This window comes from Krasilnikovia cinnamomea, from assembly GCF_004217545.1.
Taxonomy (GTDB): Bacteria; Actinomycetota; Actinomycetes; order Mycobacteriales; family Micromonosporaceae; genus Actinoplanes; species Actinoplanes cinnamomeus.
This window is the reverse complement of record NZ_SHKY01000001.1, coordinates 1,343,207-1,361,384: the sequence shown is the minus strand read 5'-3', so window position 1 is coordinate 1,361,384 and position 18,178 is coordinate 1,343,207. Positions and strand designations below refer to the sequence as shown.

At 71.4% G+C, this 18,178-nt stretch carries 17 protein-coding genes; 6 read left to right on the top strand and 11 right to left on the bottom strand.

The window, feature by feature from the left end; translation table 11 throughout:
- Positions 1-40: 40 nt before the first annotated feature.
- Positions 41-580 (bottom strand): hypothetical protein, encoded by a 540-nt coding sequence (locus tag EV385_RS05930; protein ID WP_130508530.1) that lies wholly within the window; start codon positions 578-580, stop codon positions 41-43.
- A 304-nt stretch (positions 581-884) separates the two neighbouring features.
- Here EV385_RS05930 and EV385_RS05925 point away from each other — a divergent pair, with 304 nt between their 5' ends.
- Positions 885-1,424, top strand: a complete 540-nt coding sequence (locus EV385_RS05925) for a hypothetical protein (protein ID WP_130508529.1) — start codon at positions 885-887, stop codon at positions 1,422-1,424.
- A 15-nt stretch (positions 1,425-1,439) separates the two neighbouring features.
- On the opposite strand, the gene EV385_RS05920 is transcribed toward EV385_RS05925, so the two are convergent.
- The 6 genes from EV385_RS05920 to EV385_RS05895 form a co-directional block, all read right to left on the bottom strand.
- Positions 1,440-2,375, bottom strand: coding sequence for a helix-turn-helix transcriptional regulator (locus EV385_RS05920; RefSeq protein ID WP_130508528.1), 936 nt, complete (start codon positions 2,373-2,375; stop codon positions 1,440-1,442).
- 596 nt (positions 2,376-2,971) lie between these two features.
- The gene (locus EV385_RS05915) at positions 2,972-3,214 is read right to left on the bottom strand and encodes a hypothetical protein (RefSeq protein WP_130508527.1); all 243 of its coding nucleotides are present in this window, start codon (positions 3,212-3,214) and stop codon (positions 2,972-2,974) included.
- Between the two features lie 263 nt (positions 3,215-3,477).
- On the bottom strand, positions 3,478-4,581 hold the full coding sequence (locus tag EV385_RS05910; protein ID WP_130508526.1) for a helix-turn-helix domain-containing protein: 1,104 nt from the start codon (positions 4,579-4,581) through the stop codon (positions 3,478-3,480).
- 95 nt (positions 4,582-4,676) lie between these two features.
- On the bottom strand, positions 4,677-5,675 hold the full coding sequence (locus EV385_RS05905; RefSeq protein WP_242624737.1) for an SMP-30/gluconolactonase/LRE family protein: 999 nt from the start codon (positions 5,673-5,675) through the stop codon (positions 4,677-4,679).
- A gap of 100 nt (positions 5,676-5,775) precedes the next feature.
- On the bottom strand, positions 5,776-6,453 hold the full coding sequence (locus EV385_RS05900) for a response regulator (RefSeq protein WP_130508525.1): 678 nt from the start codon (positions 6,451-6,453) through the stop codon (positions 5,776-5,778).
- A complete protein-coding gene (locus tag EV385_RS05895; RefSeq protein ID WP_165449404.1) occupies positions 6,441-8,186 on the bottom strand; it encodes a sensor histidine kinase in 1,746 nt (581 codons plus the stop codon). Before EV385_RS05895 ends, EV385_RS05900 begins: the two co-directional genes overlap by 13 nt.
- 220 nt (positions 8,187-8,406) lie before the next feature.
- On the opposite strand from EV385_RS05895, the gene EV385_RS05890 reads away from it, so the two are divergent.
- Complete coding sequence (locus EV385_RS05890) at positions 8,407-9,162, top strand: hypothetical protein (protein ID WP_130508523.1); 756 nt, start codon at positions 8,407-8,409, stop codon at positions 9,160-9,162.
- Positions 9,163-9,228: 66 nt separating this feature from the next.
- Here EV385_RS05890 and EV385_RS05885 read toward each other — a convergent pair whose 3' ends face one another.
- Positions 9,229-10,197: a matrixin family metalloprotease gene (locus EV385_RS05885; RefSeq protein ID WP_130508522.1), complete on the bottom strand. Its 969-nt coding sequence runs from the start codon at positions 10,195-10,197 to the stop codon at positions 9,229-9,231.
- A gap of 193 nt (positions 10,198-10,390) precedes the next feature.
- Here EV385_RS05885 and EV385_RS05880 point away from each other — a divergent pair, with 193 nt between their 5' ends.
- From EV385_RS05880 to EV385_RS05870, 3 genes are all read left to right on the top strand, one after another.
- Complete coding sequence (locus EV385_RS05880) at positions 10,391-11,179, top strand: prolyl oligopeptidase family serine peptidase (RefSeq protein WP_130508521.1); 789 nt, start codon at positions 10,391-10,393, stop codon at positions 11,177-11,179.
- Between the two features lie 57 nt (positions 11,180-11,236).
- Complete coding sequence (locus EV385_RS05875; protein ID WP_130508520.1) at positions 11,237-11,803, top strand: hemerythrin domain-containing protein; 567 nt, start codon at positions 11,237-11,239, stop codon at positions 11,801-11,803.
- Between the two features lie 67 nt (positions 11,804-11,870).
- Complete coding sequence (locus EV385_RS05870; RefSeq protein WP_130508519.1) at positions 11,871-12,638, top strand: DUF4190 domain-containing protein; 768 nt, start codon at positions 11,871-11,873, stop codon at positions 12,636-12,638.
- A 48-nt stretch (positions 12,639-12,686) separates the two neighbouring features.
- Here EV385_RS05870 and EV385_RS05865 read toward each other — a convergent pair whose 3' ends face one another.
- The 3 genes from EV385_RS05865 to EV385_RS05855 all read right to left on the bottom strand — a co-directional run bounded on the left by EV385_RS05865 (position 12,687) and on the right by EV385_RS05855 (position 17,471).
- A complete protein-coding gene (locus EV385_RS05865) occupies positions 12,687-14,270 on the bottom strand; it encodes a TROVE domain-containing protein (RefSeq protein WP_130508518.1) in 1,584 nt (527 codons plus the stop codon).
- Positions 14,271-14,972: 702 nt separating this feature from the next.
- On the bottom strand, positions 14,973-16,097 hold the full coding sequence (locus EV385_RS05860) for a ScyD/ScyE family protein (RefSeq protein ID WP_130508517.1): 1,125 nt from the start codon (positions 16,095-16,097) through the stop codon (positions 14,973-14,975).
- A gap of 120 nt (positions 16,098-16,217) precedes the next feature.
- Positions 16,218-17,471 carry a threonine/serine exporter family protein gene (locus EV385_RS05855; RefSeq protein ID WP_242624736.1) on the bottom strand — a complete coding sequence of 418 codons (1,254 nt, stop codon included), beginning with the start codon at positions 17,469-17,471 and terminating at the stop codon, positions 16,218-16,220.
- 215 nt (positions 17,472-17,686) lie between these two features.
- Between EV385_RS05855 and EV385_RS05850 the strand changes: the two genes are divergently transcribed.
- Positions 17,687-18,175, top strand: coding sequence for a DUF1269 domain-containing protein (locus tag EV385_RS05850; RefSeq protein ID WP_130508515.1), 489 nt, complete (start codon positions 17,687-17,689; stop codon positions 18,173-18,175).
- Positions 18,176-18,178: the final 3 nt, after the last annotated feature.

Here is an 18,178-nt window from a genome sequence, read left to right as displayed (position 1 = left end):
GCCATGCGTGCCCGGCGCGTCCGCCGCCGGGCGGGGTGCGTCACGGTGCGGTGATGCTGAGCGTGACAGCCCCGAACTGCGAGGTGACCCCCGTGGTCAGGCAGTCGAGCGGGTTGACCGTCGGGTAGGTGACGACCCGGATCGCGGTGTCGCCCTGGAACTGCCCGGCGGTGATCGTCCCGGTGCGGGTGAGAACCACCTGGCCCGCGACGATGGTCGACACGGCGTTGAAGGTGAACGTACTGGTATTGCCGTTGTTCCAGGTGAGGACGAAGGAACCCGACCCGGCGAACGGCAGCATGTTGCACGACGAGTTCGGGACGGTGGACGTGGAGCCGCTCACGGCCGAGGTCAGCGTCGCGTCACTGGAGGTGCAGGGGCTGTAGATGAGGTTGGTCGTGTAGGTGATGGTCTGCGGGGTGTAGGTCAGCCCCGGCGTGAACGTCTCCGTGGCGGTGCCCACGCAGGTGACGTCCTGCTGCACCGCCGACGCCGGCGACGCGGTGACCATGGTGATCGCTATCCAGGAGACCAGCGCCACCGCGGCGGCGGCGATCCCTCGGACCATTTTCGCGGACATGACAGCTCTTCCTCCCTGAACGTGTTCCGGTGCTGGGTCCGACAACGTTCAGAATGTCAGTCGGGGCGTGCGGTGAGCCCTGAACACACGATTTTCCGGTGGACCATCCTTTTAGGACCGTCGGTGGAAGGTTGCCGGGCGGGTCGTAATGGTGGACAGAACGCTGCGCCTTTCGGCTAACGCCTGACCGGTCTTTCCAGCCTCGGATAGCGTGAACGGTTGGGCATCCGGCGACACAGTTCCCCGGCCGCGCCCACGGAGACGCGTTCAGGGCAGGGGTCCTCGTGACAGAGGAGGGAACACCATGCGCACCAACTATTCGCGATACCCACGGCTGCTGGCCACCGCCGTCGCCGCGGTCGCGTCGGTGGCGTTCGTCGCCCTCGCCGCCGCGCCCGCCGCCGCGGCCGCCGGTGACCTCGTCTGCACGGTCAGCAAGACCGTGACGTTCAGCCCGGGCGTGACGTTCACCCCGACCAGCCAGACAGTCACGTTCAGCGTCAGCTACAGCGGCTGCACCTCGACCACCGGTGCACCGGTCACCAGCAGCGGCTTCTCCGGCCAGACGACCGAGACGCGCAGCTGCGCCAGCCTGCCGCCGCCGCAGTCGGCGACCAAGACCCTGGTCTGGGACGACAGCAGCACCAGCACCATCGAATACACGACGACCGGCGTCGACACGGGCGGACAGACGATCTACACCCGTAGCGGCACCGTCACCGCCGGCCGCTTCACCGGCGACAGTTTCGTCGAGGTCACCAGCCAGAACTCGTTCGACGCCCTGGCATGCCTGACTACCGGCGTTACCAGTCAGACCGGAACCGGAGTCGTCACCTTCGCCTGACCCTTCCGTGCATAGTCAGTTGTTCAGCGTGTATCGGGGTGAATGGCCGTACTCGGAGCGGTAGTACGAGGCGAACCGTCCGAGGTGGCCGAAACCCCAGCGTCGGGCGATGGCGGACACCTCGTCACCACGGCCGGGGTCGGCGGTCTCCAGATCGCGATGGGCGTGAGCGAGCCGGACGCGGCGCAGGTGGAGCCTCGGCGTCGTGTCGAGGTGACGGCTGAACGCGGCCTGCAGGGCTCGAACGCCGATCCCGGCCGCGGTGGCGATGTCGGCCAGGCTCAGCGGGCGGGCGGCGTTGGCCTCGATGAAGGCCGCCGCCCGCCGCACCGCGGCGGGCCCGGCCCGCCCGGGGGGTTCGTCGGCCGGGTCGATGGTGTACGGGAACGTCGCCAGCGCCGTACCGGCGATCATGTCGATCGCTCCGGCCAGTACCAGTGGCTCCGCGAGGGCGGTGTCCGGCTCCCGCAACATCGAGTGGATGTGCTGCATGGTGGCGCGGAAGTAGCGGCCCAGCGCGGGTGAGTTCGGAGTCAATGAGGTGAACCGGAATCGCTGCGGATCCAGGCCGGCCCGGGCCGCCGCCAGCGCGACGGGCAGCCGCAGGAGCCAGATGTCGAGGTCGCGGGTGGCCGACGTGAAGGTCTCGTCCACCGGGTGGACCAGCGTGTGACCATCGAACACGTCGACCTCGTGACTGGCGGAGTGGATCCTGCACCGGGCGCGGTGCGCCGCTGCGAAATAGATTTCGGTCAAGGGCGGGCACTCGAAAGTGACACCCATCGGGCTGGTCATCTCGTCCATGGCCAGCGGTCCGACGGAAACGGTTCGTTGCCGGTAGAAGAACCCGGCCTCGTCCCCGGAGATCCGCATCCGGGTGTCGGCGTAGGTGCTGCGTACGATCTCGACGGCCTTCTCCGGGTCGTCGGTGGCCAGCTCAAAACGGCGCACTGGCACTGTGTCGGTGAGGGCCGGGCACACGGCTTATCCTCCTCGTTCTGTGCCGCCGATCACGGTGGAGTCGCTCGTGCCCTGGTCAGCGTCGCATCGGCGGCAGCGATTCGACTGACCATTCTCGCTGACACGACGCTCCCGTTCCTGAAGGCGTGGGGTGAAGCCGACTACGTTCAGGATGTCAAGCCGGGCAGTGCCGCAACCACCGTTTGGCGGCACTCACCCGATGCATCGCGGGCGCCCCTCATCGGGCTTGCGGCCGGAGGTTCGTGGGGCGCGGGATACTGCTGAGCGTGTTCTGTTTCCGGGGCACTCATGGTGCCCAGGAGGTTCAGGTGCGGGGGGCAGGGCAAGTGTCCATTTCGGATGGCGACACGACGGCCAGGCTCCCTGCCCCCTCGGGCAGGTAGCAACGATGGTCACAGTTGCCTGGAGCCGAACCCAACTCATTGGCAGTGCTCCAGCGGACCGCGAGGGCACTCCTGCTGCGCGCGGTTGCTACGCAGCCGGCTCTCCCCATTCCAGACGCGGCGGGAAGATTTGCCCGATGACGTATTGCGTCGCAGCCTCGATTGCTGCTGAAGGGGTAACCCTCAGGTCGGGAGAGCCTTCTGCCGCGTCCAGGCAATGAAGCGTGCAAAGGCCTCATCGAGCGGCCCGTCGCGGTGGTCAGCACAGTAGGCCTCAAGATAGGTCCACATCAGCATGGCAAGCCTGGTTCCGCCTTCGGTATCGGCGGCCAGGTACTCGCGGGCCGGGTCGCATGGCCAGGGCTGTCCGCACGCCGCGCAGTCCCACGACGGCCGCATCGGCTGGTGCTCGCATTGTGCAGTCATCGGGCTTCCACCGGTCCTGAACCGGGCCGGTCCCGCCCGCATCGCGCCTCATCGTGCAAGCCGGCCGCCAGCTCGGTGATACGCGCGAACGCGGCCCGGCGCTCCATCTCCTGGCATCGTTGCGCCGCGTCCCGCCATCGCGCCTGTGCGGTCCTGCGTGTCCATCGCGTCACCCATCGCATTGACGCAGCGTCGCCCACAGCCGGCGAGTCAGTGAGTGCGACGTCGTCCTGTCCGTGTCCGCGGACGCAGGCGCGGACATGTCAGCCCTCCAGGGCCTGCTCCATCCGATCCACGTCGCGGGCAAGCTGTTCGGAGCCGGTCGTGGCCGCCAGCGCGCGAACCTCATCGAGGTACCGTCGCGCCACGTCGGTATCGCCGACGGCAAGATGGGCCTGCGCCAGGTGGATCTTGTACTTGGCGACGAACTCCGCATTGATCAGCTCCGGCCCGGCATCAGCCAGACCTTCGCGGAGCTGCTCGATGGCGTCGCCGTTGCGGCCGAGGAGGCGGTACGCGAGCCCGCGCTGCATCCGCAGGTATCCGGGCGAGTAGAAGTACGTCCAGGGTGGTTCGCCGTCGGGCTGTTCGGTTGCGGCGCCCAGGTGTTCCTCGGCCAGGTCGAGCAGTCGATCGACGTCGCCTGTATCGCCGAGCAGGGCGTGCCCCCGTGCCCGCTGCTGCTCGGCCATGGCCCGGATGCCGGGTGCCCGCGCCTGCTCTGCCGCCGCTTCCGACAGACTGATCACCTGATCGGGGTGGCGAGCGATCCACGCCAGGTTCCCTCGCATGGACAGCGCCGTGGCGATCAGGTCTGGATCCTGCGCCTCCGTCGCGTGCTCCAGGGTTCGTGCGTACCAGTCGCGAGCGGCCTGGGGGCGGGCGGTTGCCGCGCGCAGCCAGCCGGCGAACTGTGCCCACTGCCCGGCGAGATCGACGACGCGGCGCCGGACCGGTCCGCGCGCCTCATCGGCCAGGGTCTGCACAAGCCGCAGCGGCTCGGCGCTGACGATTACCAGCCGGTCCGCCCCGATGGTGTCCTCCAGGCGGCGCATGTTGGCCAGGACTCCCGCCAGGGCGTGCACGGTGGCGGCGTCCACCGTGCGTGGCGCCGCGGCGACGTGGGCCAGGCGGTCGGCATGCCCGTTCGCTCCTGGCGTCCGGGCTGCGGCGGCGAGCATGCCCGCAGTGCCCAGGCGTTCGTCGAGGCGTCGGGCGGTCACCTCGTCGGGCACCTTCCGCCCGTTCTCCCATTCGGACACGACGCTCTTGGAATGGTTGACCAGTTTGGCGAACTCGCGCACGCCCAATCCGCGCTCGGTGCGAATCCGGCGAAGCGCGTCGCCGAAAAGTCTCGGCTCGTCCACGACGTCACGGTCCCTGCCAGCAGTCCGGAGGGCAGCCCAAGCACCGGGCCGCCGCGGTGGAGTCTACGGCTGGGAGCGCCGACGGCCCAGAGTCGTCAGTGGGAGCGGACCACCGCGACGGCGTCCTCGGACAGGCTGCCGACGACAAGCGTGCCGTCGCGCTCGGCCACCGACGTGACGAAGCCGTATCCGCAGTCCTTGCCGCGCAGGTCGTGCACCACCTGGCCGCTGAAGTCGAACGCCATCACCCAGGCGATCGGGGTGGCCTCGGGACGGACCGCCTCGGGCAGGTTCCACACCAGCGTGCGCAGGAAGCCGGGCAGTGGAAGCAGCCGGTCCAGCAGCGCGTTGCGCGGCGCGGCGATCGCCACCCACAGCAGGCCGTCGCTGCCCAGGCTCATGTTGTCCGGGAAGCCGGGCAGATTCTCCACCAGGGTGTCCGTGGTGCCCGCCTGCGGGCCGGTCAGCCAGTGCCGCCGGATCCGGTACCCGGAGGTCTCCGCGAACACCAGGTGCGAGCCATCGGGCGCGACCACCACCCCATTGGCGAACTTCAACCCGCTCTCCACCGTACGTACCGTGCCGTCCGGTGTGCGGCACAGCAGGCGGCCCGTGCCGGAGTGCTCGAACATGTCCCCGAGGTAGTGCTCCACGTGCCACTCGCTCGTCGAGGTGGTGAACCAGATCGTGCCGTCCGGCGCCTCGGCCACGTTGCTGGCGAACGTGATCCGCTGCCCGTCCACCGCGTCGGCCAGCACCTCGAGCCGGCCGTCCACCAGGCGCAGTAGGCCCCGGTCGTAGTCGCAGATCAGTACGGTGCCGTCGGGGCGCGGTTCGAGGCCGAGCGGCCGCCCACCGGTGTTGCCCAGGACCGTACGCGCGCCCGTCGCCGGGTCGATCCGCTCGATGCTGCCGTCGGCCGTGCCCGTGATGACCCCGCCCGTGGCGTCGAAGGCCACGTCCTCGGGGCCCGGCGCGCCCGTGGGCAGCCGCCGCTCGACCATCAGCGGGGCGGTCGGGCCCGCGTCCGGGGCGGCGGCCGGGGGTGTCCAGCGGCGCGGGTGGATGAGTCGGCGCGGCTTGGCGTCGGTCACGGTGTGCTCCTCAGGTCGGCCCGCGCGGATGGTGGGCCCGGGGACGACCAGTGCACCACATCCGGCGGGCCCCGGTCAGTGATGAGGACCGCCGGGTGATTCAGACCTGGTCGAGGCTGCGCAGGTAGACCAGGGCGGCGAGGACGCGCATGTTGACGTGGCGCCGGTCGGTGTCGCGGGCCGCCGGCAGCCGCAGCTTGTCCGCGATCACCGACACGTGCTTCTCCACCGTGCTGATCTGGTTGCCGAGTTCCCGCGCGATACCCAGGTTGGAGCGGCCCTCGGCCACCAGGGCCAGGATCCGGCGCTCGTGCGGGCTCAGCGCCGCCAGCGGGTCGGGTGCGCGGCGGCGGCGCATCAGCCGGTCGATCAGCAGCGGGTCGATGACCACCTCACCGGCCGCGACCCGGCGCAGGGCCTCGGTGAGTTCGGCGAGGTCGCCGACGCGCTCCTTCAGCAGGTATCCGATCGCGCGGGACTCGTCCTGCATGTGCAGCAGTCGTTCGGCGTAGGCCACCTCGGCGTACGACGACAGCACCAGCAGACCGACCTCGGGATAGCGCTCGCGGACCTGTTCCGCGATCACCAGGCCCTCGTCGCTGAACGTCGGCGGCAGCCGGATGTCGAGGATCGCGACGTCGGGGGCGGCGGCGTTGATCGCGGCCAGCGCGCCGTCGGCGTCCTGGACCTTCGCCGTGACGTGGACACCCTGCCCCGTGAGTCCTTCGGCCAGCGCGTCGCGCAGCAGGCCCTGATCCTCGACGATCACGACGTGCACGGCTGCTCCCCTCGCACGTGAAGACAGGGTTGGCGTAACGGGAAGTCGGCCACGACGACCGTGCCACCGGCCTCACCGGCGGTGATCGTGAGGGTGCCCCCGACCGTGGCGACCCGGTCGGCGAGCGCGCGCAGGCCCGTGCCGTCCGGGTCGGCGTCGCCGCGGCCGTCGTCGGCGATCCGGAGCACGAGACTGCCGTCGCGGCACCGGATGGACACGTGCACCTGTGTGGCGTTCGCGTGCTTGTAGACGTTGCCCAGCGCCTCGGCCACCACGAAGTACGCGGTGATCTCGATGTCCGGCTGGTGGCGGCCCGCGGAGGTGTCCACGGTGACGGGCAGCGGCGCCCGGTCGACGAGGCTTTCCACGGCGGGCGTCAGGCCGTGCTCGACCAGGGTCGCCGGGTAGATGCCCTCGGTGAGCAGCCGCAGGGACGCGATCGCGTCGCCGAGCTGCCGGTGCGCCCGGTGCGCCATGCCCGTGGCGGCTTCCGGATCGGACGCGCGGCGGGCCATGTCGAGCAGCACCAGGACGGCGAAGAGTTCCTGCTGGGCGCCGTCGTGCAGGTCGCGCTGGATGCGTCGGCGTTCGGCGAGGGCGCTGGTGGCGATGCGGTGCCGGGAATCGTGCAGCTGGTCGATCTGGGCGTGCAGTGTCGCGTACAGGTGGGCGTTCTCCAGGGCCAGGCCGGCGGCGGCCCCGGCGGCCTCGGCGACGGTGCTTTCGTTGTGCAGGGCTTCGTCGTGTTCGATGACCGCCATGAGGCGGCCCCGGCGTTCGACCGGGGTGACCGCCCGGCCCGAGCCGTCTCCGGGCAGTTCCGGCAGGTGTTTCCCGGCGCCGTCGACGTACCCGCCGCCGGGCGCCGGGTACAGCAGCCGCAGCGTCGGGTCGCCGACCGCCTCGGCCAGGGAGCGTTCCAGGCGGGCCGGTGCGGGTTCCTCGGTGGCCGGCTGGTCCTCCCGCAGCGCCACCTGGGCCACCCGCCACGTCGCGGTGCGGCTGCGGTTGCGCTGCACGACGTGAATGAGCGGGACGAACGGCAGGCTGGTCACCATGGCGGCCAGCATCAACGCCATCTCGATACGGCGGGGCAGGTCGAGCAGCGCCACCAGCGCGACCGCGACGCCCGTCGCGCAGGCCACGACGATGAACGTCCAGACTGGTGTCGCGGATCGGCGCCGCATCCGGCTGGCCCGTACCCAACGCCACAGCATGATCCCGATCATGTTCGCCGCGAGGACCGCGAACACCACGCTGCCAACCGCCGCGGCGGCCGTCCGACCGCCCGGCTGCCCGAACGCCCGCGGAACCGTCGGGCCGTCGACCACGTACACCAGCACCTGCGTCCCGATCGACGCGACGTAACCGACCGGGACGAACAGCCGCGCCAGCCGGGTGGTGGCCCGGCCGGTCGGCCAGGTGTAAAGCACGTGCCCGAGGGCGGCGGTCCAGGCGTACGCACCGCAGAAGCCCACGGCGGCGACCACCGGCTGATCCACCCCGCGCAGGAAGTTGAGGTGCCACACCGCGGCCGCCCAGACCATCAACCGGCCGAGGTGGGGTTGCGGCGCGCGGACCCACACCACCGTGCCGACCACCACGCCGACCAGTCCCCACAGGCGCATCCCCGCGTCCAGCCAGAGCTGGCCCGACGACTCCTGCCACGACGCCGCGATCGCGGTGAGGCTGAACGCCAGCGCCGCCGCGCATCCGGCGACGGCGCCTCGCACCCGCCCCACCCTCGACCTCCGGTCCGCATCTGAGGGTTCCGAAGTATTCATGGCGGTCGACGGGGGCGCAAATGCAGGTTCCCGCCGCCGGAACACCCAGGTTTCCGCATGTCCGGCCCGGCGTGACGCGGCTAGCGTCCGTTGCCACGCCCGGCAACACACCACCGGGCGACCGGGCCGCCGACCGCCAGCGGCCGCACCGACCGCACGGAGGATTCACGTGACATCGTCCCGCCGCATCGCGACAGCGCTCCTGGGCGCGGTGCTTTCCACCGGCGCGCTGCTGGCGCCCGCCGCGTCGCCCGCGTACGCCGTCCCGGCGCCCTGCCAGGCCGACTTCGCTCAGTTGAAGGGCCTCAACTCCGAACTGGCCTCGCTGCAGGACGAGCTGAAGTCCGCGTCACCTTCGCAGAAGCCCGCCATCGTGGAGCAGATCCGCGAGGTGAAGGCGGAGATCGCCGTGGTGAAGCCGCGCTACGAGAAGTGCCTGCGCGACAACGACGGGTCCAAGCCGGCGCTGCTGGCCACGTTCACCGGACGCGTGACGCTGACCACGACGGACAGCCGGGTTACGGAGCCGCTGGTCCGCGACGTGTCGTTCAACCTCTACTTCGACGGCGTGAACCGCGAGAACGTCAGTGTCCGGTCCTGGCCGACCATCACCAGCGACCTCATCCAGGCGGGCCCGGTCAGCTTCCGCGTGACCGTACGGCTGGAGTCCAACGCCGGGCAGTTCAACCGCTCCTCGGGCCGGCTGAGTCTCAACCTGGGCCTGCTGTTCGACGAGGACCTGGCCTGGCCGTTGGACTCGGACTCGCGCCTGCCGATCACCCTGGGCACCGACCAGCCGGGCGGCATCGCGATGGACGCGGCCGGCAACGTCACCCTCGCCGGCACGAGCACCTTCAACGGCGGGCATCTCAACGGTGCCCGGGCCACGCTGACCGTCACCGGCAACGTCACGCCCCGGCCCTGACGCTCCGCTGAACCGCACCTCCGGGCCGCCGGCACCCACCGGCGGCCCGATCCGGGCCGGGGCCGGTCAGGGCAGGGCGCGCGCCTCATGCCGGTCGTCGGCCGGGACCTGGCGCGGCAGGCTGGACACCCGGATGGCCGCCGGTCCGGCGGGCTCGGTGGGGTTCTCGTCGTACAGGCAGCCGCCCCTGGTTCCCAGGCGGCGCAGCCCGTTGATGTCGCCCGCGCCCCAGACCGCCTTCTTCCGGCTCATGGTCGGCGACATGATCTCGTGCCTGTCTTTGATCCTCGGGTGGTCGAGGCCGATCGCGTGCCCGATCTCGTGCATGAGCAGTTGGCCGCGTGTGCCCTGCCAGCCGTTCCGGTTGCCCTTGCCGAACCCGGCGGGCAGGCGCATCGACGCGTTCAGCACGACGAACCCGTCGGTGATCCGGCTGGCCGGGCGGCCGGTGCGGGTGTACGCCCCCGTCCACCACGAGCCGCCCATGCCGGCCAGGCCACCGGCGTCGGCGGGGATCTGGGTGCTGTGCTTGCCGGGGGTGGCCCAGGCGATGACCAGGTGCGTGTCGGCGGGGTAGTCGCCGGAGTATCCGGGTTTGGCGAACGGGATGACATTGGTCGTGCCCTTGTACACGAACCGCAGCCCGGTGGCCTGGTGGACGCGCCACAGGGCGGTCTTGACGTCCTTCAAGGCTCCCTTGCGGGAGCGGGCGAGGTTGACCCGGTAGGTGATGGGCGTGCACGGGTTCCAGCGCGCCACCAGATCCGTCGGCTTCGACTGGCTGAGGAACTTGTACGCCCGCGGGTTGCCGCGCGGCTTGCCCGCCGCCTGGCCGGTCGCGGCGGTGCCGGCGACCAGGCCGCTCGTCAGGGCCTCGGCGGCCGAGGCGGGACCGGTGGGCGCTGAGGCGTTCGCGGGGGTGGCACCAGGGACGGCGACGAGGGCCAGCGGCAGCACCACGAGGGCGAGCCGGCGGCGCCACGCGGAGTGACCGACGTCCGCCGCGGGCAGACGCGCCGGGTCCTTGTGTGTCATAGCGCACAGATCGCCCGCACAGGTGACGATCTTTAGTCAGGTGCGGGTTGCGGTTCGGGTGCGAGGCGCTGGCCGCCCATCCCATCCTGATCCAGCGGCCGATCATCACGGCCGTCGTCGCCCGCACCCCCGAGGCGGTCAGGTCGACGCTCGGCGGGCGAACCGCCCGGTGGCGGCGCCTAGGCTGTCGAGCATGACTTTCGACGGTACGGCCGGTGCGGTCCCGTACACCCTGCTGCCGCCCGCCTCGGGTGCCGGTCCGGCGCCGGTGGTGGTGGCCTGGCACCTGATGGACGCGCCCTGCACCGACGCCGCGTTCGCGGCGGCCCTTCCGCTGGCCGGTGTGGACGCCTGGCGGCTGTACCTGGGCATGCCCTGGTCCGGCAGGCGGGCATACCCGGAGGGCTACGAACTGTCCCGGCGTGACCCGATGATGGCCTACGCCGACCCGGTCGTCCGGCAGGCCACGCAGGAGTTCCCCGCCGCGTGGGCCGAGCTCGCGTCCCGCTTCCCGTTCGCCGAGGGCCCGGTCGGCATCGTCGGTGGTTCGCTCGGCGGGGCGGTCGCCCTTGCGGTCGCGGCGTCCGGCGTGGTGCCGGTGGCCGCCGTCGCGGTCGTCAACGCCGCGATCCGCGCCACGTCGTTGGTGTCGCTGATCGAGTCGATGACCGGCGAACCGTACGCGTGGAACGACGCCTCCCGGGCCGCCGCCGCCCGGCTCGACTTCGTGGCCCGCGCCGCCGAGCTGCCGCCCGCGACCCTGGTGGTCAGCGGCGAGGAGGACTACCCGTCGTTCCGCGCCGACGCCGCCGACCTGGCGGCGGCCCTGCCCCGGGGAAAGCTGGTCACCGTGCCGGGACTGGCCCACCCACTGGCGGAACGGCCGGGGGACCAGCCGGCCCCGCAGCTACCGGAGGCCAAGGCGGTCGACGCCGCGATGACCGACTGGTTCGCCACCCACCTGGGCCGGGGAGACGTGTAATCGTCGCGTCCCCGGGTACCCGACGCCTGTCCGTCGATTCCGACCTGGGGAGTTCCCATGACGACGAGCCCGAACCACGAGGATGTCATCGATGTTCTGACCGCCGACCACCGGGAGGTCACCGCCCTGATCGGCGAGATCTGGACGATCACCGATCCGATGATGCGGCGCGACCTGACCGACACGGCCATCAGCGAGCTGGTGCGCCACGCCGTCGCCGAGGAGATGTACGTCTACCCGGCCATGCGCAAGTACCTGGCGGACGGGGAGAAGGCCGTCGAGCACGACATCGAGGAACACAAGGATCTCGAGCGCGTGATGAAGCAGCTCGAAGACGCCGACGTGTCCGGCCCGGAGTTCGAGGAGGAGCTGCGGCGGCTGGAGGCGCTGCTGGCGGACCACGTCCAGGACGAGGAGGCGGAGCAGTTCCCGGAGCTGCGCCGCGTCGTGCCCGCGGACGAGCTGCGCGAGCTCGCCGGCAAGGTGGAAACCGCCAAGAAGCTGGCGCCGACCCGGCCCCATCCCAGCGCCCCGAACAGCGAGCTGTTCCACAAGCTCGTCGGTCCCGGCGTCGGGCTGGTCGACCGGCTGCGCGACAAGCTGACCGGCCGCGCCACCGGTTGAGCGTCGATGCCGGATCGAGATCCTCCGGGGCCACGAAACGATCACCCGGATTGCTAGCGTCCGTCGCGTGACCCAGCCGTTCCCGCAGCCAGACCCGGCACAGCCTCCGTACCCGGCGCCGCACGCACCACAGGCCGATGGGTCATACCCCGGCTCCCCGCAGCAGCCCTACGGTGGTGCCCCGCCCTTCGGCATGGCGCCCGCCGGGCCGTACCCGGGCTATCCGCCCCCGCCACCGGCCGGGACCAACGGCTTCGCGATCGCCTCGCTGGTCTTCGGCGTCATCGGTGGCGTGCTGTTCAGCACGATCTTCGGCATCATCGCCCTGAGCCAGATCCGGCGGCGCGGGCAGAGCGGGCGCGGCCTGGCGATCGGTGGCCTCGTCGCCTCCGGCTGCTGGGTCCTGGTGATCGGCGCCCTCGTGACCATCGGGATCGTCTTCGGCGACACCGGTGGCCGGCGGTCCGCCGACGCCGACGGCGGCACGGGTCCCGTCTCCGTCACGCGGCTGCACACGGGCGACTGCGTGGGCAAGGTCCCAGGCGATAACGGCACCACGATCGAGGACGTACCGGTGGTGCCGTGCGCCCTGCCCCACGAGGGGGAGGTGTTCGCCGTCTTCGACCTGCCGGCGGGTCCGTGGCCGGGCCAGCGGCAGGTCGAGACGCAGGCCGAGAAGCGCTGCCAGGACGAGCTGGACAAGTACCTCAAGACCCCGGACGACAAGCTGGAGAGCTACTCGCTGCTGCCGCTGCGCGAGTCCTGGGAGGACGACCGCGGGGTCACCTGCGTCGTCACCGGGCCGACCCAGCTGACCGGATCGCTGCGCAAATGAGCCGCGCGCCCCGCCCGAGGTGAAACACCCCGGGCGGGGCCGGGCCGGTCAGAACGGCCAGTCGGCGTTACGGCCCGCCTCGATGAGCGGGACGATCCGGAACGTCGCGTCCGTCAGCCCGCCGAACTCGATCCGGTTCGGCGTGCCCGCGTCGAACGCGGTACGCCGGTAGCCGCCGAGGGTGAAGCCGTACAGCGGCGTGCCGCGCGGCACCACCTCGGTCACGTCGCCCGTGCCGTAGCCCGGCGCGAACGTCTGCATGTCCGAGATGACGAACACGCGGTCGTGCCCGCGCAGCGTCGCCCGCACCGAATCCGCGATGCGGGTGCCGTGACCCACCTCGCCGACCCGGCGCACGAACCGGTCCACCTCGCGGATCACCGAGGCGCCCGCGCGCACGTCGTGCCGGAACACGCCGTCGGCGAAGCCGTGCAGGTCGACCCGCTCGCCCCGGGCCGCCAGGGCCACGCCGAACACCGCGGCCGCCTTGACCGGACTCATCGTGGACCGCTTCGAGAAGCCGCCCGACGACATCGACGCCGACGTGTCGACGAGGATCAGCGACCGGCCCGGCAGCGCGGGCAGGTTCGCCAGCGACAGCTGCAACGCCCGGTCCAGCGCGTGCCCCCACCGCAGCGACGGAGCCTGCTCGTACGCGGCGAGGAACCGGAACGGGAACTGCCGGGACCGGGCCACCTCCGCCGGGTCGGCCAACCGCGCGCAGACCCGCTCGGCCACCTCGTCGCTCACCCCGGCCTCGTCGAAGTTGCGCAGGTTACGCAGCAGCGCCATGTAACCCATGCCCGGGATCAGTGCCGTCCACAGCCGGTCCTTGGCCATGGTCGAACCCGCCAGCGAGAGCACGTCCTCCCAGGTCATGCCCGCCCGGGCGAGCGCGCCGTCGGCCAGCAGCGCCGCCGGGTCGGCGGCCGCCGCGTCCCGCAGCTCCGCGTTGGCGACCAGGGTCGCCAGCCGCGCGGGCGGCGTGGTGTCCCGGCCGTGGCGGCGCTCCAGCGCGTACCCGAACAGGGCACCCTGCCACGGCTTGTCGGCCGCGGGCGACGGGTGGGTCAGGTCGAGGACGTCGCCGAAGCGGAACGCGTGCGAGGCCGTGTCGTACTTCAGCAGCGACCGCTCCGAGTACAGCCGGGCCGCCGCGTCGGCGATGCCGCGCTTGACCGGCTTGGGCACCGCGCGGCCGTGCGTGGTCATCCAGTACGCGAGCGCCTCACCCGGCTCGTCGGGCCGCTGCAGCACCGAGTCGACGATGGCCCGGCCGCCGGGCACGCCCGCCTCCCGCAGTGCCTTCGCCGCCTCCAGCGCGCCGACCAGCGACGCCGAGCGCAGGTTGGCGCCGCCGCGCAGCCAGCGCAGGAACCGGGCGGTCCACTCCGGATCGTCCACGGCGACCCGGCGTACCAGGTCGGCGTAGCGCCGGTCGCGGTCGCCGGCCTTCTCGTAGAACGTGTCCTCGCCGACGAGGTTCGTCACGGCCAGCAGGAACAGCTCGCTCTTCGCGTCGCGGGCGTAGCCCGCGCCGCCCTCGTACGTGACGCCGGAGGGAGTCGCCTCGGCCGTGAGCGGACCGCGGCCGCGCTTGGGCATCAGGCCCTTGAGGTTGAACTTGGACATGGCGTCTCCTTTCGCCGTCGTGGGAGATGGAGCGGGGAGCCGCCGTCAGCGGGATGCCCGAGGTCAAGGTCGGCCACGGTAACGTGTGGTGCTCTGCCGATTGAGCTACGGCGGCGCTGGGCCGCCGGCGGGACTCGAACCCGCAACCTGCCCATTTCAGAGTGGAAGTAACCGTCGCCTTCGCACCGGGCATTCGCTGGCGTGCAGCTCCCCGAGTTCTGGTTGGCGTCCGGTGCCCCACCGTCTGGGGCGTCGCCCGTCGAGTCGGGCGCGGGGAATCGAACCTCGAAGTATCCGTACGCCTGCGCACCGGGGAGGTGCGTATTCCGTTGTGTTGAAGCTTCCCGAGTTCTTGTCGGCGTCGGCATTGTGGGGGACTTGAACCCCCGGGTTCGAATATGAACCGTTGCCAGGAAGTAGCCGCGCGCCTGCGCACCGGGAAGTGGTCTCTGTGTCGCGTTGACAGAAGCAACCGTACGGGCACCATGATCGGCCGGGCAACGCAATTACCGGGGATCGATGTGGGTCCAGGTTGCGAGGCCGTCGCGGGCCGGGCTGCCAAGTTGATGAGTTCGGGTTAGCGCCACACCTGAAGTCTTCAAGATTGCGGTCGGCCCGGGCCGCTTCGGCGTACGGATCGGGTGCGCCGGGAACCGGGACGGGCGCGGCCCCCGGCGGTCGTTCACCCGGTGAAGACCCGGGTCACTTCGAGGTACGGATCCGCAACACCTCTCCGACACCGACGAGAGTGCCCTTGTTGGACACGTAGAACGAGCCGTCCGCGCCGACCGCGACCGAGGTCGGCGTGACCAGGCCGGCGCTGGCCAGTTCGGTGTGTGTGCCGTTGCGCTCGACCCGGGTCAGCGCGCCGGCCGGGCTTCCGGACAGCAGCCCGTTCTTGGTGATCTCCAGCACGATCAGCCGGCCGCGCCGATCGAACGCGATGTCAATGATGTTGGTGAAGCCGCTGGCGTACACGGTGGGTGCGGCACCGGGCACCACCCGCCAGACCTTCGCGCCGCCGACCGGGAACGGGAATCCGGTGAGCTGGCCGACGTAGTAGGCCCCGTCCGGGCCGCGAACCACGGTGGTCGGTACGAAGTGCATGGGGATCTCGGCGCCCCCGGGGCCGGGCGTCGGCCGGACCGGGAAGACGGCCAGCGTGGAGATCCGGCCCTTGCGGTCGATCCGGAGCAGGTCGTTGCCGCCCGCGTCGGTGGCCACCACGCCGCCGGGGGCCGGGGCCAGCCCGTACGGATTGCTGTCCGGGCCGGTGCCGGGCTGACCCTGGTCGGGGTTGTTGACCCGCTCGAAGGCGGCGAGGTCGGCGAACCGGCGCGGGCCGTACTTCGTCAACCGGACGATCTGGCCGGTGAGCGCGCCGGCTCGGCCCAGGCTGGCACGCCGGGCCGGGTCGGTGCCCAAGCCGAGCGTGACGAGGAGCCCGGCCGAGGTGTAGGCGATGTCGTGCGGCCCGAGCACCTCGCTCGCGTCCCGGGTGCCGAGCGACGGCAGGCCGGTGACGATTCGGCTCTGCCGGCCGTGCTGGATCGCGGTGACGGCGCCGGTGGCGCTCAGGCAGAATTCCGCGCCGGCCCCGCCGATGACACACGGGCCGACGCCGGCTCGGCCGGCCTCGGTCACCAGGATCAGTCCGCCGGGTCCGAGCGCGAGGCCACGCGGGTTGTCGAGGCCGGTCGCCAGCACGTCGATCCTGATGGCGGGTGCGCCGGACGCGCGGGGGGAGGCCGGTGCCGGGCTGGCAATCACGGCGACCGTCGCCGCCGCCATCAGGACGGTCAGCCAGCGGCGGGGATGATTCACCATCTGCTCTCCTCAGGTACTCGGGCATAGATGACGAATCAACGCTATAAGCGGCATTATGCCGTCAAGGTGGCAAATAGGATTTTTAGCCCTAATGTTCCGGTCGGAGGCATGCCGCCCGGGTCAGCCTGCCCCCAGGCGGCGGTACATCGGGTAGCCGCAGAGCACCCCGAGGGCGATGGCCATGATCGTGCCCGTGGCGCCGATCAGGTCCGGCGTGGCGGCGTCGGCGCCGCGCGTCATGTACTCGGTGACCCCGATGAGGCTCACCCCGCCGGGCACCAGCAGCCAGAAGGCCGGCAGGAAGGAGACCAGCGCGGGCGGGCCCGACGGCCGCCGCTCCACCAGGTACGCCACCATGGTCATCAGCAGGGCGCCGGTGAAGCTGCCCAGGTACCCGGGGGAGACCTGCTCGCCCAGGTGGCGGCCGACCCACGCGGAGTACAGGACCAGACAGAGCCAGCCGAAGGAGCGCGGCGGCGCCGACCGGTACAGGTAGTTGCCGACCCCGACCAGGAACACCCCGGCCCAGGGCGCCCACGCGCCGAGCCGGTACTCGCTGGCGGCGGCCACGGCGTCCGGCCGGGGCAGCCCCACGAGCTGGACCGCGGCGAGCAGGCCGAAGGCCAGCAGCACCAGTTGCAGGCTCCCGGCCACGAGCCGGCTGGCCCCCGTCACGAGCTGGGCCGCGGACATCTCGACGACCCCCATCGTCAGCACCGCGCCGGGCAGGAAGGTCACCAGCGGGGCGATCATCGCGCGGGCCTCCACGTCGACCCAGCCCGCGCTGGCCAGCACCAGGGTGAGTGCCGCGACGCCGAAGGACGCGACCACCGGCATGAGGATCTGCGCGCTCGTCCAGCGCCCGCCGAACACCTTGAGCGCGCCCACCAGGGCGCCGAACGCCGCTGCCAGCAGCAGGTCGCTCAGCGTCGGGCGCAGCAGCATGCAGATGCCCGCCGTCAGGGTCAGGTGTCCGAAGATGATCACCGTACGGTTGAAGCGCGGCGCCATGGCCAGGATCTCCCAGACCCGCCGGGCCCCCTCGGCCGGAACCACCTCGGCACGCTCGGCGGCCTTGAGCACGTCGTACAACGCCGCGGTCTGGTTGAGGCGCAGCGTTCCACGCAGCTGGGGGGTCGGCTCCAGGGCGGCGGGCTGTCCCGGCTCCAGCGCGATCACGAGGTACGTCGGCAGCACACTGACCCGCAGCCGGGTCGCGCCGTACGCGGCGGCGACCCGGCGCAGCCGGTCCTCGATCCGGTTGACGGCCTCACCGGCGGCCGTGAGGCCACTGCCCAGGTACAGCAGGAACTCCAGCAGCTCATGCGGGTCCGGGCCGCCGTCGGTGCGGGAGGCGTAGTCCGGAGGGATCACGAGACCCGGCACCCCCTCCGGTTCTCGTCCGTGCTCCCCGGACGCTCTGCGCCGCCGTAGCCCGAGAATGAACGCCGTCCGGCGCCGGTGGATCATCCCGGCCGGACGAGATTGCCGCTGGGCTGCGAAATAGCCCGGCAGGGATGAGGGAGGCGGGGCCACGGTCCGGACACCATGGCCGGTACCACCCGTTCCCCTCATGCCGGGAGTAGACGATGACTGCCTTCACTGTGTGGAAGTTCGATGATCCGGACGGCGCCGACCGGGCGGTCCGGTTGCTGCGCGATGCCGAGGCGGACGGGCTGGTCAAGATCGACGACCATGCGGTCATCCGGTGGCCCGCCGGGCAGCAGCACCCGGACACCAAGCACGGCCACGAGGAGACCTGGAAGGGGGTCGGCTGGGGGGCGGTGCTGGGGCTGCTGGTCGGCACCCTGTTCTTCATCCCGGTGATGGGTGGGCTGGCGGGCGCCGCCCTCGGCGCACTCGCCAAGGCCACCGAGGACGCCGGGATCACCAAGGAGCAACTGGAAAGGATCCGCAACGAGGTGACCGAGGGGACCTCCGCCCTGTTCATCCTCACCGAGCAGGGCAACCTCGACCGCCTCGGTGAGCGCATGCGGGGCTGGCACAGCACCCTGATCGCCACGAACCTCACCGACGGCGAGCGCGAGATTCTGCTGCAGGTGTTCGGCGGCGCGTGAGGG

Bases quoted from the DNA above. Each gene is read 5' to 3' on its own strand.
- EV385_RS05930 (WP_130508530.1), bottom strand. From the start codon at position 580: ATGTCCGCGAAAATGGTCCGAGGGATCGCCGCCGCCGCGGTGGCGCTG.
- EV385_RS05925 (WP_130508529.1), top strand. From the start codon at position 885: ATGCGCACCAACTATTCGCGATACCCACGGCTGCTGGCCACCGCCGTC.
- EV385_RS05915 (WP_130508527.1), bottom strand. From the start codon at position 3,214: ATGACTGCACAATGCGAGCACCAGCCGATGCGGCCGTCGTGGGACTGC.
- EV385_RS05885 (WP_130508522.1), bottom strand. From the start codon at position 10,197: ATGACACACAAGGACCCGGCGCGTCTGCCCGCGGCGGACGTCGGTCAC.
- EV385_RS05880 (WP_130508521.1), top strand. From the start codon at position 10,391: ATGACTTTCGACGGTACGGCCGGTGCGGTCCCGTACACCCTGCTGCCG.
- EV385_RS05875 (WP_130508520.1), top strand. From the start codon at position 11,237: ATGACGACGAGCCCGAACCACGAGGATGTCATCGATGTTCTGACCGCC.
- EV385_RS05865 (WP_130508518.1), bottom strand. From the start codon at position 14,270: ATGTCCAAGTTCAACCTCAAGGGCCTGATGCCCAAGCGCGGCCGCGGT.
- EV385_RS05860 (WP_130508517.1), bottom strand. From the start codon at position 16,097: ATGGTGAATCATCCCCGCCGCTGGCTGACCGTCCTGATGGCGGCGGCG.
- EV385_RS05850 (WP_130508515.1), top strand. From the start codon at position 17,687: ATGACTGCCTTCACTGTGTGGAAGTTCGATGATCCGGACGGCGCCGAC.